We start from the raw sequence: 14,715 nt of genomic DNA, 5'->3' as shown, positions 1-14,715 counted from the left end.
TAATCGCCTTTTTTTATTATTTAGATTTATTAAAAATAAATACTCGCATAACTTGATTTTATGTTAAGTTTTACTATATATTTGCACTTATATAAAATTAGTCTAAATAAATATAAATTATGAAAAAATATTTACGATCACTTTTAGTGTTAGGTTTAATGGCAAGTATTGCTTCTTGTAGTAGTGATGACAATAGTTCTCCAAATGATGAAACAGAAGAAGGAGGAGGAGAAAATCAGAAAGTAGAAAGATTTGTTATTGCAGCTTCATCAGTAGAGCATACAGATATCGCAGATTATTTACTTACAGTAGAAGATATTGAGAAAGGTTCTGTTAGTTTAATTAATAACGGTATAGAGCAAGATGGGGCTTATCGTTATTATTTAACAGCTAAGAATAAGTTTTACAGTTTACTATATGGTCAAGGTAATCCAGGGGCTGTAACGGCTTATGCTTTAAATAAAAATGGAAAGTTAGAGAAGACTAATAACTTTGTGACTGAGACAGTACAAGTATATGGAGCTATAGATAATGATTTTGTAATGTGGAAAGTTCCGCGTTCAGGAGTAGAAATTGCACCTTGGTATATTGTGAATACAGACTCAGATGTGATAACTAAACAGGGAGTAATTAATACAGTAGAACTTGCAAATAATGGAGAAAGAGCTCACTTCAGTGGATTAACTCAGATAGGGAACAAGTTAGTAGCTCCTTATTTCTCTATGAGAGGTATTACTGGAGATGTTTGGGGAACATCATTTCCTAATACAGCATGGGCTGCAGTATACGAATACCCAAGTATGAAATTAGAAAAAGTAATTAAAAGTGATAAGAGTTCTTACATAGGAGGGTATTTTAAAAATGGATTAATTCAAGACGAAAAAGGAGATGGATATGCATTCTCTAGTGCTAATGTTACAGAGAAAGGAAAATTACTTAGTAAAAACCCATCAGGTATTTTGAAAATAGATGGTAAAACATTAGAGTTTGACAATACTTATTTCTGGGATATAGAAAAATCAACTAATGGGTACTTTGTGAATAATTTTATCTATGCAGGTAAAGGTAATTTCATTGCTAGACTTGAAAATAATAAATTAGAATCAGGAGATGTACGTTACGCAAGTTTAAATGTGTATACAAAAACATTTAAATGGGTAGAGGGATTACCTGAAGGGATTAAAGATCTTGGGTTCTCAGATAAAGGAAATTATGCGGTAATGGATGGTAAAACTGTATATGTAGGAGTTACTACTAAAGAAGGTAGTTTTGTATATAAGATGGACGCAGAGAAAGGTACTGCTACTAAAGGTATAAAGGTAGAAGGTGGAACTATTACTGCTATTACTAAAGTAGCTTCTAAATAATACTATAATTTATAAAACATACTAAAGACAACCATATCAATAGGTTGTCTTTTTCTTACATCAATATTTATAATAATACATATGAGAAGTTTTATAAAGTATTTTATAGTTGTCTTCTTAGGTACGATTCATCTAGGATATGCACAAGAATTAGTTAGTATTCAGGGAGTCGTTAAAGATAATTCTGGAGAAATTGTTATAGGAGCGACTGTAGTAATAAAAGAGAACAATAAGTTCGGGCAGACTGATTCAAATGGGAGGTACATCATTCCTAAATTACAATCAAATAAACAGTATACTGTTGAGGTCAGTTATATTGGTTACACATTTTTCTCACAAAAGGTAACAGTAAATGGTGATAAAGTATTTAGCATTACACTAACGCCTGATAATTATAATCTTTCAGAGATTAATATACAGGGAAAAAGTAAAGTACAATTAGTTAAAGAAAAAGCATATAATGTTGCGGTAGTAGATGCTGTTAAATTACATAATAGAGCGCTTGATATAGGTCAAGCCCTTGATAAAACTAGTGGTGTCCGCGTTAGACAAGATGGTGGAGTAGGTTCGGCAATGAATATTTCTTTAAATGGATATAGTGGTAACCAAATTAAATTTTTTATTGATGGAATACCAATGGATAATTTCGGTTCTGCTTTTCAGATGAATAATATTCCAATAAATTTAGCAAATCGTATAGAGATATATAAAGGAGTTGTTCCTGTTGGATTAGGATCAGATGCATTAGGAGGAGCTGTAAATATCATTACTAACACATATGATAAGACTTCTTTAGATATGTCTTATTCATATGGTTCCTTTAATACACATCGTACAAATGTAAACTTTGTATTTGTAGATAAAAAGTCTGGTTTCTTTACCCAATTAAATGCGTATCAGAATTACTCTGATAATGACTATAAAGTACGTGTAAATGTAAATGATATAACAAGTGGGAAAATAATCGGACAAAATATAAAGGTAAAACGCTTTCATGATAAATACCATAATGAGAACTTTATAGGACAAATAGGTTTTATTAATAAGTCTTTTGCGGATCGAATTGCGTTTGGTATTAATCTTGGACAAAGTTATAAGGAGGTGCAGACAGCTGCAAGGATGGAAGCTGTATTTGGAAACTTACATCAAAGAGGTGATATAGTTATGCCAACTTTTGTTTATAAAAAGAACAATTTATTTACAGAAGGATTAGATGTAAGTGTCAATGCTAATTACAATCTAGGAAGTGATCAAGTGATTGATACAGTCTATAGAAGATACAATTGGCTTGGAGATTACGTGGATTTTGAAGAGATGTATGGAAAAAAAGGAGGTGAAAGGAATCGAACCATGTATAAATATAAAAATAATAATGGGATGGTAAATACTATTGTTAATTATAAACTTGGTGATAAACACAACTTCTCTTTAAGCAATACGATTAATTTCTTTAAACGAAAAGGGAAAGATGAATTATATCCAGACGATGTATTAAAAAATAAACCTTCAGAGACAACTAAGAATATTAGTGGATTGAGTTATCAATATACTCCTTCTACTATATGGGGAGTAACTGTATTTGGAAAATATTATAATCAACATATTAAATATACAGACTCCTATAATCCATCAGGTCAATGGGGAGATTATGCATATCGAAACTATAGTAAAGATACTAATGATTTCGGATATGGGATAACTGGTTCTGTGTTTGTAAGAGAAGATTTACAATTAAAGACTTCCTTTGAGAAAAGTGTAAGACTACCTGCTTCAAGTGAACTTTTTGGAGATAAGGTTAATATTACGGGGAACTTTGGATTAAAACCAGAGATAAGTTATAATTATAATATTGGAGTTACTTATCAACCGGAGATAAGTAAAAACCATTCATTTATTTTAGATATTAACGGTTTTTATAGAGATTCAAAAGATTTTATTTATCAAGAACCTTCAGGAACTAATAAGAATGAAACAAAATTTGGGAATTTAGCAGCAATTAAGAATACTGGAGTAGAAGGAGAGATTAGATATTTCTTTAAGAGAAATTTTAATATTGGAGTTAATGGTACCTATCAAAATTTAATTAATACTAATAAATATGTAGGAGGTGTTGAAAGTATTTTATACAAAGATAGATTGCCTAACATACCTTACCTATATGGAAACATAGATGTTAATTATACTTTTAATAAAGTATTTAAGGATGATAATTTGACATTAGGATATTCGGTGTCTTACATTAAAGAGTTCTATTTGTATTGGCCATCATTAGGAAAGGATAAATTCAATATTCCAGATCAAGTATCTCATGATTTTGTTATCACATATAGTTTTGGAAAAGACACAAAGTATCAGTTCACTTTTGAAGGACGTAATATTTTAGATAAAATGATTTATGATAATTTTAGTTTACAAAAACCTGGGCGAAGCTTTGTAGGTAAGTTTAGGTATTTCTTTTAAATAAATTAGTTAGCGTGTTTTGAATTAGGCAAATTCAGAGTATAATAAGTTGTTGAAGCAGTAATCACGGAAACGTGATTACTGTTTTTTTGTTTATCTTGTATTGTAAAATTATTGACTTAATAAAATGAGTATATCAGTTATCATTAGTGATTTTATCCATTATATACGACAACCTCATACTGAAGTATTAGATATTAGCAAGAAAGAGAAAGTAAGAAGAAGCTTGGTATTAGTTGTTTTTACATTAATAGTGATAACAGTTTATATATTCAGTATTAATAAAATAGTTCCATTACCTAAGACAGCTAGATTACTTGATTTTATAGCTGACAAAGGACTGTTAGTAGCTATGTTGTTTATTGTATTATTAGGACCTTTAGCAGAGGAGGTTGCTTTTAGATTAGCTCTAAGGTTTAAGAGTTGGTATTTGTTGTTAAGTACTCCTCTTACATTAGTATATAGCCTTTGGATCTTGTATAGGTTTAATCTGAGTATAGCCTTCATAGTAGGAGGGGTATTCTACGTGATACTGTGTGCCTATCTTTATCTACATAGAAATAATATAGTGATACTTAAAGAGAGACATGAGAAGTATTTTGGGTATGTGTTTTACAGTTACACATTTTTGTTTATGATTATGCATATTAGTAACTTTTATACGATTAATACTGAAGTACTGGTATATAGCCCTTTGTTGTTTCTTCCTCAGTTCATAGGAGGACTTCTACTCGGATATATACGGATGAGATTTGGTTTTGGTTATAATTGTATGATACATATAATCTATAATACTATTCTTATGTTATTATTGTATGGGACTGGTGTTATTAAATAGATAGGTATTCTTAGAAGGTTACATTAAGTGAAGAGGATTTAACTATAAATGATTAATGTGTTTTAAATAAAAATTACAATATGTTAATTTGTAATAATTATCTTTGAGTAATAGACTTTAAAATATTGAGTTATGAATAGTATCCATTGGCATACCAAAGCTTTCGATGAGTTGACAGTGAGTGAATTATATGATATTATGCGTTTGCGTACAGATGTGTTTGTGGTAGAACAAAACTGTCCCTATCCTGAATTAGATGGTAAGGATAAGAAATGTTTACACATTTATGCAACGAAGTTAGATCAAGTCGTTGCTTGCGCTCGTATTGTCCCTCCTGGGCTTAGTTATCCAGAAATAGCAATAGGAAGAGTAGCTGTCCATGCAGACTATCGCAAGGATGGTTATGGTCGTATCTTAATGCAACATGCTATAGATAAGATAGAAGAGGAGTTTGGAGCTCAAGATATTCAGATTGGAGCTCAGTGTTATTTGAAGAAATTTTATAGTTCATTTGGATTTGTAGCCTCTTCTGAAGAGTATTTAGAAGATGGTATTCCACATGTGGATATGATTAGAAAAGCATCAGAATATACTAAATAGATAAAATGCCTTAATATCATCTGTTAAGGCGTTTTTATTATACTTTTTTCTGTTTCCATTTACCTCGCCTAAATAAAATAAAGGCAAGAATAGCTATTACTAATTCGGCAGAAGGGATAGCGATAAAAGCTCCTGTAGAGCCCAAATTAAAATGATAAGTCATTAAATAAGCAAAAGGTATCTGAAATAACCAGAACCCTACTATGTTTATTATTGTTGGGGTAACAGTATCTCCAGCTCCATTAAAGGCATTCATCAAGGTCATTCCTGCTCCATAAGCTATAAAACCAATAGCTCCTATATACATTGCTTCTTTAGCGACTGTTTTAATAGCTTCATCAGCTGTAAAGAAGGAAGCTAAAATTTCGGCCATACTAAAGAATATAATCGTGACAATAGCCATATAGAAGACATTGTATTTTAAAGTTGCAATCACTGATTTATATGCCCTGTCGGGATTGTTATCTCCTAAGTTTTGACCAACTAAAGTAGAAGCCGCATTGCTCAATCCCCATGCGGGAAGAATAAAAAATACAAGAAGGCGTAAACATGTCAAGAAACCTGACGAGCCTATTTCTCCTCCGCTTTGCGCTACTATGCGTGCAAGAATAACCCAACTACAAGTGGATATCATATACTGTACCATACCTGGTACTGCGATTTTAATGATATTCCAGGTCATATCCCATTGTATTTTGAAGTACTTTAGTTTTAACTGGATAAGTGAATCTTTTTTAGACAGATAATACAACTGATACACTACCCCCATACTACGTCCTATAGCTGTAGAGTAAGCAGCTCCTTCTAATCCCATTTCTGGAAATATCCACCATCCTCTAACCATAATAGGGCATAGGATGATATTGATGATATTACCAAAACCAAGACTTTTCATGGCTATGGCCGCATTACCTGCGCCTCTAAATATTCCATTAATAAGGAATAAGAGCATGATGGATACACAGCTGACTAATAAGATTCTGGTATATCCGTATCCATATTCTGCTGAAGCTTCTGATGCTCCCATCCACAGTAACCAATCTTTTGCATAAATAAAACCAAGTATACTTAATACAATAGTGATTAATATTGAAAGTGTGATGGCTTGTGCTGCATTTTGCGCTGCCTTTTCTTTATCTTTTTCACCTATACGCCTTGCTACGATAGCTGTGGCAGCCATACTAATCCCTATACATATAGCGTAAATAATAGATAGTAGAGACTCTGTTAGCCCGACACTTTGTATAGCGTAGGCACTCTCTTTTAAATGACCAACAAAATATAAGTCAACTAAAGCAAACACTGACTCCATTAGCATCTCAAACATCATAGGAATAGCTAGTAGAAAAACAGCTTTATTAATGGACATATTAGTCAAGTCAAAGTTTTCATTAGAAAAGGATTGCTTGATTAAAGAAAATATATTGTTTTTTGATTTAAATGTTGTTGTTGACATATTTAATGAATTGTCTAAGGGTATTTAAGGGCTCAAAGATAAGTTGATTATGTAATTAAGATATAGGTTAGTACCTTTTTTATTCCAATGGTATTTATAAATAGACTCTGTTATTTATGTTTTTTAAGTAATTGAAAATAAGGGTGTTATTTTGATTTAGATAATTTTTTATATTTAAACTATTTAATTAGTTGTAAAACTAATTAAATAGTTGTTAGTTTGGATAACTATTTATTAGTGATGATAAGTTAGTTTTTGTTGTTAATGATTTGAATATATTTATTAATTTTTAATTATTAGTGTTATATTTATTTAGTATGGCCGTTCTGAAAATAATATAGATGTTAAATAATTTAAATCATAATTAGTATAAACCATAAATAACTATAGTATATGATTAAAAGGATGTATCTAACAGTAGCAGCATTATGTAGTGTGATGTTAGCTAATGCACAGGAGAAAATAGATGTAATGAGGTATGAGTATCAACTAACACTACCAGCAACTACCGCTACTGGAGATGAAGAAGCTCTTCAGAGTAGTACTGAAATTATTTATTTAGATGTTAAGGGAGGTGAGTCTAGATTTGCTAGTGAAGGAAATATTAGAAGAGAAGAGACTTTGATGGAATATTCTACTGGGGCTAAGAAAGATGCAGATTTTGCTGTGCGTATGCAAGCTTTAAGTCAATTTAAGAGTAGAGTAAAATGGGCAGTATATAAAAATGGAGCAGAATTAAACACTTATGCTTCTTCTGGTATAGAATCGTATAATGTTGGAGAAACTAATGATCTAGTGAAATGGAGTATCTCTGGAGATATAGAAGATTACAATGGGATGAAAGTACAGAAAGCAATAGGTGAGTTGAGCGGACGTACTTGGACTGTGTGGTTTACTCAAGATATCCCATTGATAGACGGACCGTATAAGTTTAAGAATCTACCTGGATTTGTAGTCAAAGCAGAGGATAGTACAGGAGACTACAAGTTTGAGTTCTTAAAGAGTGAGAGAGCTACTACTGATTTTTGGTTATCAAATAGACAAGAGAAGGCGATGAAAATAGATAAGAAACAATGGGATAAGATTAGAAATATGAATTCTAATAAAAGTTTCTCTCAGATTATGAACGAAAGAGGAGGTACAGCTACTTTTAAAATGGTAGATGAAAAAGGGAAGGATATAACCGATGAGATGACTAAAAAGAAGATGGGAAAAGAAAGTAAGCCTATAGAGTTCTATTAGTATGTTTACTGTACAAGTGTAATAAAATCAATGGATTATGAAGAAAATGTTAGTGATAAGTATAGTCGCGTTTATAACTAGTATAAGTGGATTAGCTCAAGAGAAAATTGAGGTAATGCGATATGAGTATCAGATGACCATGCCCTTAGCCAAAACGACTGATGATATTAATACTTCTAATAGTGCAACTGAAATAGTATATCTAGATGTGCAGAATAGCGAATCTAGATTTGCTAGTGAAGGAAATATTAAAAGAGAAGAAACACTTATAGAGTACACTACAGGAGCTAAAAAAACAGCAGATCATACAGCGCGTTTCCAAGCTTTAGGTCAATTTAGAAGTAAAGTAAATTGGATTATCTATAAGGATCAAGCAAACTTAAATACTTATGAAAATTCAGGAATAGAAACGTATAATGTAGAAGAACCTAGTAATTTAATTAAGTGGAATATTTCTGGAGATATAGAAGATTACAATGGTATGAAGGTACAGAAAGCGGTAGGAGAGCTGAGTGGACGTACTTGGACAGTATGGTTTACTCAAGATATCCCTTTGATAGATGGACCTTATAAGTTTAAGAATTTACCTAGATTTGTAGTCAAAGCAGAGGATAGTACAGGTGATTATAAGTTTGAGTTCTTAAAGAGTGAAAAAGTCACAGCGGAGTTTTGGCTAATGGATAGACATAAAAATGCCATGAAAGTCAATAAGAAACAATGGGATAAGATTAGGAATGTCAATGCTAATAAAAGTTTCTCTCAAATGATGAGTGAGATAGGAGCAGGTACTATTGTAAAGGTAGTAGATGAAAAGGGGAATGATATAACCAATGATAAACTAAAAAAGAAGACAGGCAAAGAGGCTAAACCTATTGAGTTCTATTAGTATAAAGTGATTAAGTTATGAAGAAGTATTTATTTAGTATTACAGTTACTGTTTTAACTGTTTTAGGAGTAGTAGCTCAGGAGAAAATAGAGGTCATGCGATATGAATATGAGGCAACGTTTAAACCATCTATTAAGTCAGACGAAATGTTTACAGAGTCTGTATTCTTAGATGTATGGGATACTTCTTCTCGTTTTTATTCTAAAGGATATGCTAGCCGTGTAGAACGTTTAGCTAAAAAAGAGAATAGCGGACTAATAGGTAAGTCGTTTAGTATGGCTGGTGAACAGACACGGCTTGAAGCAGTATTAGTAAAGGAAGCTAATAAACTATTTTATGTACAGAATGTGAGTGGTACTATGTTGAAGATAGAAAGTCCAGTTAATCAGGTCAAATGGAATATAGATGATACTGTAGAGGAGTTTGAAGGTATGAAGGTACAGAAAGCTATAGGTGAACTGAATGGGCGTAATTGGACAGTATGGTTTACTTCTGAAATTCCTATCATAGAAGGGCCATATAAGTTTAAGAACTTGCCTGGATTTGTAGTCAAAGCACAGGATGATAAGGAAGATTATGTTTTTGAGTTCAGAAAGAGTGAGAAAGTAGAAATACCAGTAGACTTCAACGAATATAAACAGGCTGGATTGTATAAAACTAGTGAGTTAGTCAAGCTAAGAGAGGTTAAGGCGAATATGACAGTTAAGCAGAATTTAGATAGTCAAGGTATGATTGTTTATTTTGAAGATACTGTTGAGAATCAACAGATGCTAAATAAGAAAGTGGGAAATAGTAGTAATTACCTTGAATGGTTAAAAAAGTAAGGTTATGAAGTATTTAATAGGATGTGTTGTACTATTTTTATTATCTATTCATAGTATGGCTCAAGAGAAAAAAGACTTTATGCGTTATGAGTACTCATTGACTTTTAAGCCTTATGATGTAAAAGTAATGCCTGATAGTCTTCCTATCACAGAGAAGTTCTATCTGGATATAGACGGGAGTAATTCTATGTTCTATGATGAGTTTACTTACCAAGAATTTGTTGCTGAATTAGAAGAGATAGAAATAGATATTCCAAATTCTCAAGTGCCTTGGATGGTTGCTAAAGACTCAGGGAACATTATTCTTTATGAGATGATTAATTCGTTAGAAGCTTATAAAGTAAAACAGCCTCTTAATCTTATTCAATGGACTATCTCAAGTGAGATAGAAGAGTATCATGGTATGAAAGTACAGAAGGCAACTGGAGAACTAAGTGGACGTAATTGGACAGTATGGTTTACTACTGAGATACCTATAATAGAAGGCCCTTATAAGTTTAAGAATCTGCCAGGTTTTGTAGTAAAAGCAGAGGATAAAAATAAAGACTATGTATTTGAGTTTACTGAGAGTATGAGAGTACATAATTACTGGGTTGAATTAAAGGAATTAGATTTTTTCAAGGAAGTAACAGGTAAACAATTAAATCGATTAAAAACATTAAACGCCAATAAAACTTATATGCAACTCATACAAGAAATAGGAGGAAAGTTAATGAATGATGACAAAGAACCTTCTGATTTTATGACTAAGAAATTTGGCAAAGAGCCTAATCCTATAGAGCTTTATTAGTAATTAACCAAACGACCTTATTAACGATGAAATATGTAATATATATACTTTTCTTTATAGTAGCCTTGCCTTTACAGGCACAAGTAGTTCTGAAGGGAAAAGTAAATGGTGAGAATAAACAAGCATTATCTAATGTAATTGTTTCTATACTTAATCCAGAGACTAATGCTGTAATAGCTTATGAGATGACGGATAGCAAAGGGACTTATCAGATACCTATCAAGTCTTCTCTAACAACATTAAAGATCAAGGCATCTATAGTGAACTACAGTGTATTTGAAAAAGTGATTGAGAATAAGTCTCAGGATATTCAAATTCAGTTAGTAGATGAGTTTACACAATTAGAAGAAATATTCGTTAAAGCTTCTCCTATTACTCAACACAATGATACTCTAGTATTTGATCTTAGCAAATTTGCAGGGAAGAATGATAGAGTACTAGAAGATGTGATAAAGAAGATGCCAGGAATGGAGGTGAAGAGTAATGGAGAAATAGAATATCAAGGTAAGCCTCTAAATAAGTTTTATGTAGAAGGGAAAGACTTGATGCAAGGAAGATATGGTGCTATTACTAAAGCCTTGCCTAATCTTCATGTTAGCAAGCTAGAGGTAATAGAAAACCATCAGCCGATTAAGATGCTAGAGGGAAAAGTACCTTCAGAGAGTCCTGCTATTAATATTAGATTAAAGAATAAAATAAGTTTAAGTGGTAGTGCTAAGATAGGAGTAGGTGGTGATCCCTTTTTATGGAATAGTACTATATCTCCGATGTTTTTTAGTAAAGGATTACAGTACTTAGTAAGTTATGATACTAATAATACAGGAGAAGACCTTACTAATAAATTTAGAGCATTTGGCTCTTTTGGTTCTTTTGATGTTTATAATTATACGAAGAGTACAGGCCAGGCGCTGTCTATGAGTACAACGTCTGCTCCTGGTATTGCTAAATCACGTTATTTAGACAATAGATCTCATTATGTTTCTGCTAACTTCTTAGTGAAGTTTACAGATAAGATAGAGATGAATACGAATGCTTTTTATAACAATGATGAGGTTAAGCAATCAGGAGCACAATCTACAGAGATTAGAAACTTAGACGCAAATGGCAATGTCAGTGATGTAATTAGATATAGTAGAAAAGATGAGAACAGATACTTTAAAGAAGCATTTAACTCTAAGTTTACGATTACGAAGAATACAAAAGACAATTACTTAAAAGATTATATAACGATTAATGTAAGTAGAAATAAAGAAAGAGGACTATTATTACAGAATAACGATCCTATTAATCAGAGTGTATTATCTCCTTCTTTTAGCTTACAGAATTCATTGAGTACCCTAGTACCAGTAGGTAGTAATAAGTTTGCTAACTTTAAGTCTATTATTGACTTTACAAGAGATAAACAAGATTATGATGTGGTAGCGAATGGCAATGTGAACTTCCCAGATCAATATTTGAAGAAATACGATTTATTAAATCAGTCATTCTTAGACAATACTTTCTATACACAGAATGCTTTATCACTTTCGTGGAAGTACAGAAAGTGGACTTTTACAGAAGAGTATAGTTTATTGTATGAGAATAAGCGTTTTGAGACAGACTTATACGGATATGATACTCAGTCTGTTTGGCTAGGGGATAATTATCAGAATGATTTGACTTACAATAGATTTGTAAATCGTTTAAACTCTAGTTTTAATTTTAAGGGAGTGTCGTGGGATATGACATTTACTGTGCCTATTATATGGTCATCTATGAAGCTAGATGATAAGTCTATAGATACGAAGACTACAAAGAATGTAGTAGATTTCTCACCATCATTATACCTGTCATATAAGATTAATAATATGTGGACATTAAGAGGAGGAAGTAACTTGAGTACTAGTTATACCCCTCTTGACCAACTGTACAGTCACTATATTTTTAGTGGACTAAACTTTACAGCATATAAGGCGAAGATAGAAGACACACAGAGTATTTTTTCTTGGTTTAGGTTTGAGTTTAAAAATCCTTTTAATGGAATATTCTTTAATGGGTCTTTAAATAATAACTACCAAGAGAGAAAGATTATATTATCACAGACAATTGATGAGAATGGACAGTCTGTTTTAGAAGCTTTAGAGCAAAAGAACATTTCAAATAATCAAAGTGCTAATATTAACCTAGGTAAGTTCTTTAGTGAGTATAGCTCTAATATTAAAGGAAGTTTCTCAGTTAATAAAGGTAAGTCAGAGATATTAGTAAATGAGTATCTAAGAGATGTGAATACCTATAACTATAATTATGGATTACAATTGACGAATAATTATTTTGATTGGTTAAACTTTACTTATGATTTTAATTATATGGAGATAGAGCGAAAGGATATGAAGCAGTCAACACATTCTTATGGCAACTCACATAATCTGCGTATAGACCTTATCCCTTTTAAATCACATAGTTTTATTTGGAAGCTAGATTATAAAGAAAATGTATTTAATAATCAGAAGTTTACTAACCGATTTATGGATGTTATGTATCGCTTTAAGTGGAATAAGAAGAAGATAGACTTTGACTTCGAGTGGAATAATATCCTGAATACAAAAGAATACGAACAAGTAGTAATCAATAGTATACAGACATCAACAACTAACTTTAAACTAAGACCTTCACAATTCTTAGTATCAGTGCGATTTAATTTTTAAATAGAATATAAAAAACCTCCAATCTTTAATAATTAAGATTGGAGGTTTTCTTTTGTGGTAAAGTGATATTATAAAAACTATTTATTGAAATTTTCTAAATCACGTACATTCTTTTGAACACTCACAGCAGCGAAAAGTGATAATAAATAAGAGATAGCATAGAACCCTTTCTCACTTAAAGTCATTTCTGCATTGATTAGCCCAATAGTTAGTAATGTTATACTTGCTAAGGTACCAATCCATCCTAATGTATAGAAAATAGGGGTAACAGGTACACCTTCTATCTTATCTCTTACACTCTTTTGTAAAGCAACTACTGCAAATAACCCAAATAAAATAAGGGTAAAGTAAAAACCTTTCTCACTTAATAAAATCTCTGCATTCCACAGACCTATACAATAACTAGTAATACCAAGTCCTAAAGCTATCCATGCAACTAATGTATATATCGCTGAAGGTTTAAATCTCTCTAGATTAATAGTGTCATTTTGTAAGTGTGCTCTATTAGTAGTACTAGATGACGTTGTATTTCTTGTTTCTGTTTTTTCTTCTTCTATCATATTTTTTGTATTAAAGAAGTAAATATATGTATAAATTTTTATAAAATTTAATATTGTATTTTTATTTTATTATGTATTGTGTTGTTTAATTGTTTGTTGTTTGTGCTTTTTATATGAATACTAATAAGGTTGTGTTGTTTTTAGTGATTGTCTTTATTGCTTTTTTATCTTTGTCAGATGTTAGAAATCCTTTACCAAGACGAGTATATAGTAGCGATTAATAAGCCACGTGATTTATTAGTACACAAATCTTTTATAGCAAGTGATATTCAGGAGTATGCTATTCAGATCTTAAGAGATCAGATAGGGCAGTATGTTTATCCAGTACATCGCTTAGACAGAAAGACATCAGGCGTATTATTGTTTGCTTTGGATAAAGAGATTCTAAAACAGCTTAATGATGACTTTGCTACCCGTAGTGTAGAGAAGAAGTATATCGCTATCGTGAGAGGATATACGATAGATGAAGAGACAATTGATTATGCTTTGACCAATGACAATGGTCAAGTACAAGAAGCAAAAACATATTACAAAACCTTGCAGAGAGTAGAGGTAGAAATGCCATTTGGTAAGCACTTGACTTCTCGTTATTCCTTGGTAGAAGCTTATCCTGAGACAGGAAGACAACACCAATTGCGCAAGCATTTTAAACATATCTTTCACCCTATTCTAGGGAGTCGCCCACATGGCTGTAATAAGCAGAATAAGCTTTGGCTTGACAGACATGGATTAGGAGCGATGTTATTACATGCTTTAGAACTGAAATTTACACACCCTGTTACAAAGGAAGTCATAGAACTTAGAGCAACTATCGATGAGCAGTATCGTAAGTATAACGCTGTACTGGACTTTGACTTAGAACAGTATTATTAGGTTGGCAGTTAACGGTGTATATTACGTCCACTACATAAAGTAAATACGCAATATCTTGCGTGTCACAGTAAATAAGATAATAGTGTTATAAAGACTCAAAGTCAGTAGACTTTGCGTAGCGAGAGTACAAACCAT

The 14,715-nt window shown here is 31.8% G+C and carries 12 protein-coding genes; 10 read left to right on the top strand and 2 right to left on the bottom strand.

Annotated features, from left to right (window positions below):
* The first annotated feature begins 119 nt into the window (after window positions 1–119).
* The 4 genes from MODO_RS07440 (at window position 120) to MODO_RS07425 (ending at window position 5,265) form a co-directional block, all read left to right on the top strand.
* On the top strand, window positions 120–1,367 hold the full coding sequence (locus MODO_RS07440; protein WP_006256953.1) for a DUF4374 domain-containing protein: 1,248 nt from the start codon (window positions 120–122) through the stop codon (window positions 1,365–1,367).
* A gap of 81 nt (window positions 1,368–1,448) precedes the next feature.
* On the top strand, window positions 1,449–3,827 hold the full coding sequence (locus MODO_RS07435) for a TonB-dependent receptor (protein ID WP_006256952.1): 2,379 nt from the start codon (window positions 1,449–1,451) through the stop codon (window positions 3,825–3,827).
* A 127-nt stretch (window positions 3,828–3,954) separates the two neighbouring features.
* Window positions 3,955–4,665 (top strand): CPBP family glutamic-type intramembrane protease, encoded by a 711-nt coding sequence (locus tag MODO_RS07430; protein WP_006256951.1) that lies wholly within the window; start codon window positions 3,955–3,957, stop codon window positions 4,663–4,665.
* A gap of 132 nt (window positions 4,666–4,797) precedes the next feature.
* A complete protein-coding gene (locus MODO_RS07425) occupies window positions 4,798–5,265 on the top strand; it encodes a GNAT family N-acetyltransferase (RefSeq protein WP_006256950.1) in 468 nt (155 codons plus the stop codon).
* Between the two features lie 37 nt (window positions 5,266–5,302).
* Here MODO_RS07425 and MODO_RS07420 read toward each other — a convergent pair whose 3' ends face one another.
* Window positions 5,303–6,721 carry an MATE family efflux transporter gene (locus MODO_RS07420; protein WP_006256949.1) on the bottom strand — a complete coding sequence of 473 codons (1,419 nt, stop codon included), beginning with the start codon at window positions 6,719–6,721 and terminating at the stop codon, window positions 5,303–5,305.
* 393 nt (window positions 6,722–7,114) lie between these two features.
* Here MODO_RS07420 and MODO_RS07415 point away from each other — a divergent pair, with 393 nt between their 5' ends.
* Genes MODO_RS07415 through MODO_RS07395 form a run of 5 tightly spaced genes read left to right on the top strand, consistent with a single transcriptional unit; the run spans window position 7,115 to window position 13,147 of the window.
* Entirely contained in the window at window positions 7,115–7,963 is an 849-nt protein-coding gene (locus MODO_RS07415; RefSeq protein WP_006256948.1) for a GLPGLI family protein, read from the top strand.
* A 37-nt stretch (window positions 7,964–8,000) separates the two neighbouring features.
* Window positions 8,001–8,849 carry a GLPGLI family protein gene (locus MODO_RS07410; protein ID WP_006256947.1) on the top strand — a complete coding sequence of 283 codons (849 nt, stop codon included), beginning with the start codon at window positions 8,001–8,003 and terminating at the stop codon, window positions 8,847–8,849.
* A 17-nt stretch (window positions 8,850–8,866) separates the two neighbouring features.
* On the top strand, window positions 8,867–9,673 hold the full coding sequence (locus MODO_RS07405; protein ID WP_006256946.1) for a GLPGLI family protein: 807 nt from the start codon (window positions 8,867–8,869) through the stop codon (window positions 9,671–9,673).
* Window positions 9,674–9,677: 4 nt separating this feature from the next.
* A complete protein-coding gene (locus MODO_RS07400) occupies window positions 9,678–10,463 on the top strand; it encodes a GLPGLI family protein (protein WP_006256945.1) in 786 nt (261 codons plus the stop codon).
* Window positions 10,464–10,489: 26 nt separating this feature from the next.
* Window positions 10,490–13,147, top strand: a complete 2,658-nt coding sequence (locus tag MODO_RS07395) for a peptidase associated domain and porin domain-containing protein (RefSeq protein WP_006256944.1) — start codon at window positions 10,490–10,492, stop codon at window positions 13,145–13,147.
* A 77-nt stretch (window positions 13,148–13,224) separates the two neighbouring features.
* On the opposite strand, the gene yiaA is transcribed toward MODO_RS07395, so the two are convergent.
* Window positions 13,225–13,707: an inner membrane protein YiaA gene (gene yiaA / locus MODO_RS07390; RefSeq protein ID WP_006256943.1), complete on the bottom strand. Its 483-nt coding sequence runs from the start codon at window positions 13,705–13,707 to the stop codon at window positions 13,225–13,227.
* Between the two features lie 177 nt (window positions 13,708–13,884).
* Between yiaA and MODO_RS07385 the strand changes: the two genes are divergently transcribed.
* Window positions 13,885–14,580 carry a pseudouridine synthase gene (locus MODO_RS07385; protein ID WP_006256942.1) on the top strand — a complete coding sequence of 232 codons (696 nt, stop codon included), beginning with the start codon at window positions 13,885–13,887 and terminating at the stop codon, window positions 14,578–14,580.
* Window positions 14,581–14,715: the final 135 nt, after the last annotated feature.

The sequence above is a fragment of the Myroides odoratimimus genome (genome assembly GCF_001485415.1).
GTDB classification, from domain to species: domain Bacteria; phylum Bacteroidota; class Bacteroidia; order Flavobacteriales; family Flavobacteriaceae; genus Flavobacterium; species Flavobacterium odoratimimum.
Note: the sequence above shows the minus strand (reverse complement) of the source record. Positions and strands in the feature narration are given on the sequence as shown.

Bases quoted from the DNA above. Each gene is read 5' to 3' on its own strand.
- MODO_RS07440 (WP_006256953.1), top strand. From the start codon at position 120: ATGAAAAAATATTTACGATCACTTTTAGTGTTAGGTTTAATGGCAAGT.
- MODO_RS07435 (WP_006256952.1), top strand. From the start codon at position 1,449: ATGAGAAGTTTTATAAAGTATTTTATAGTTGTCTTCTTAGGTACGATT.
- MODO_RS07430 (WP_006256951.1), top strand. From the start codon at position 3,955: ATGAGTATATCAGTTATCATTAGTGATTTTATCCATTATATACGACAA.
- MODO_RS07425 (WP_006256950.1), top strand. From the start codon at position 4,798: ATGAATAGTATCCATTGGCATACCAAAGCTTTCGATGAGTTGACAGTG.
- MODO_RS07420 (WP_006256949.1), bottom strand. From the start codon at position 6,721: ATGTCAACAACAACATTTAAATCAAAAAACAATATATTTTCTTTAATC.
- MODO_RS07415 (WP_006256948.1), top strand. From the start codon at position 7,115: ATGATTAAAAGGATGTATCTAACAGTAGCAGCATTATGTAGTGTGATG.
- MODO_RS07410 (WP_006256947.1), top strand. From the start codon at position 8,001: ATGAAGAAAATGTTAGTGATAAGTATAGTCGCGTTTATAACTAGTATA.
- MODO_RS07405 (WP_006256946.1), top strand. From the start codon at position 8,867: ATGAAGAAGTATTTATTTAGTATTACAGTTACTGTTTTAACTGTTTTA.
- MODO_RS07400 (WP_006256945.1), top strand. From the start codon at position 9,678: ATGAAGTATTTAATAGGATGTGTTGTACTATTTTTATTATCTATTCAT.
- MODO_RS07395 (WP_006256944.1), top strand. From the start codon at position 10,490: ATGAAATATGTAATATATATACTTTTCTTTATAGTAGCCTTGCCTTTA.
- yiaA (WP_006256943.1), bottom strand. From the start codon at position 13,707: ATGATAGAAGAAGAAAAAACAGAAACAAGAAATACAACGTCATCTAGT.
- MODO_RS07385 (WP_006256942.1), top strand. From the start codon at position 13,885: ATGTTAGAAATCCTTTACCAAGACGAGTATATAGTAGCGATTAATAAG.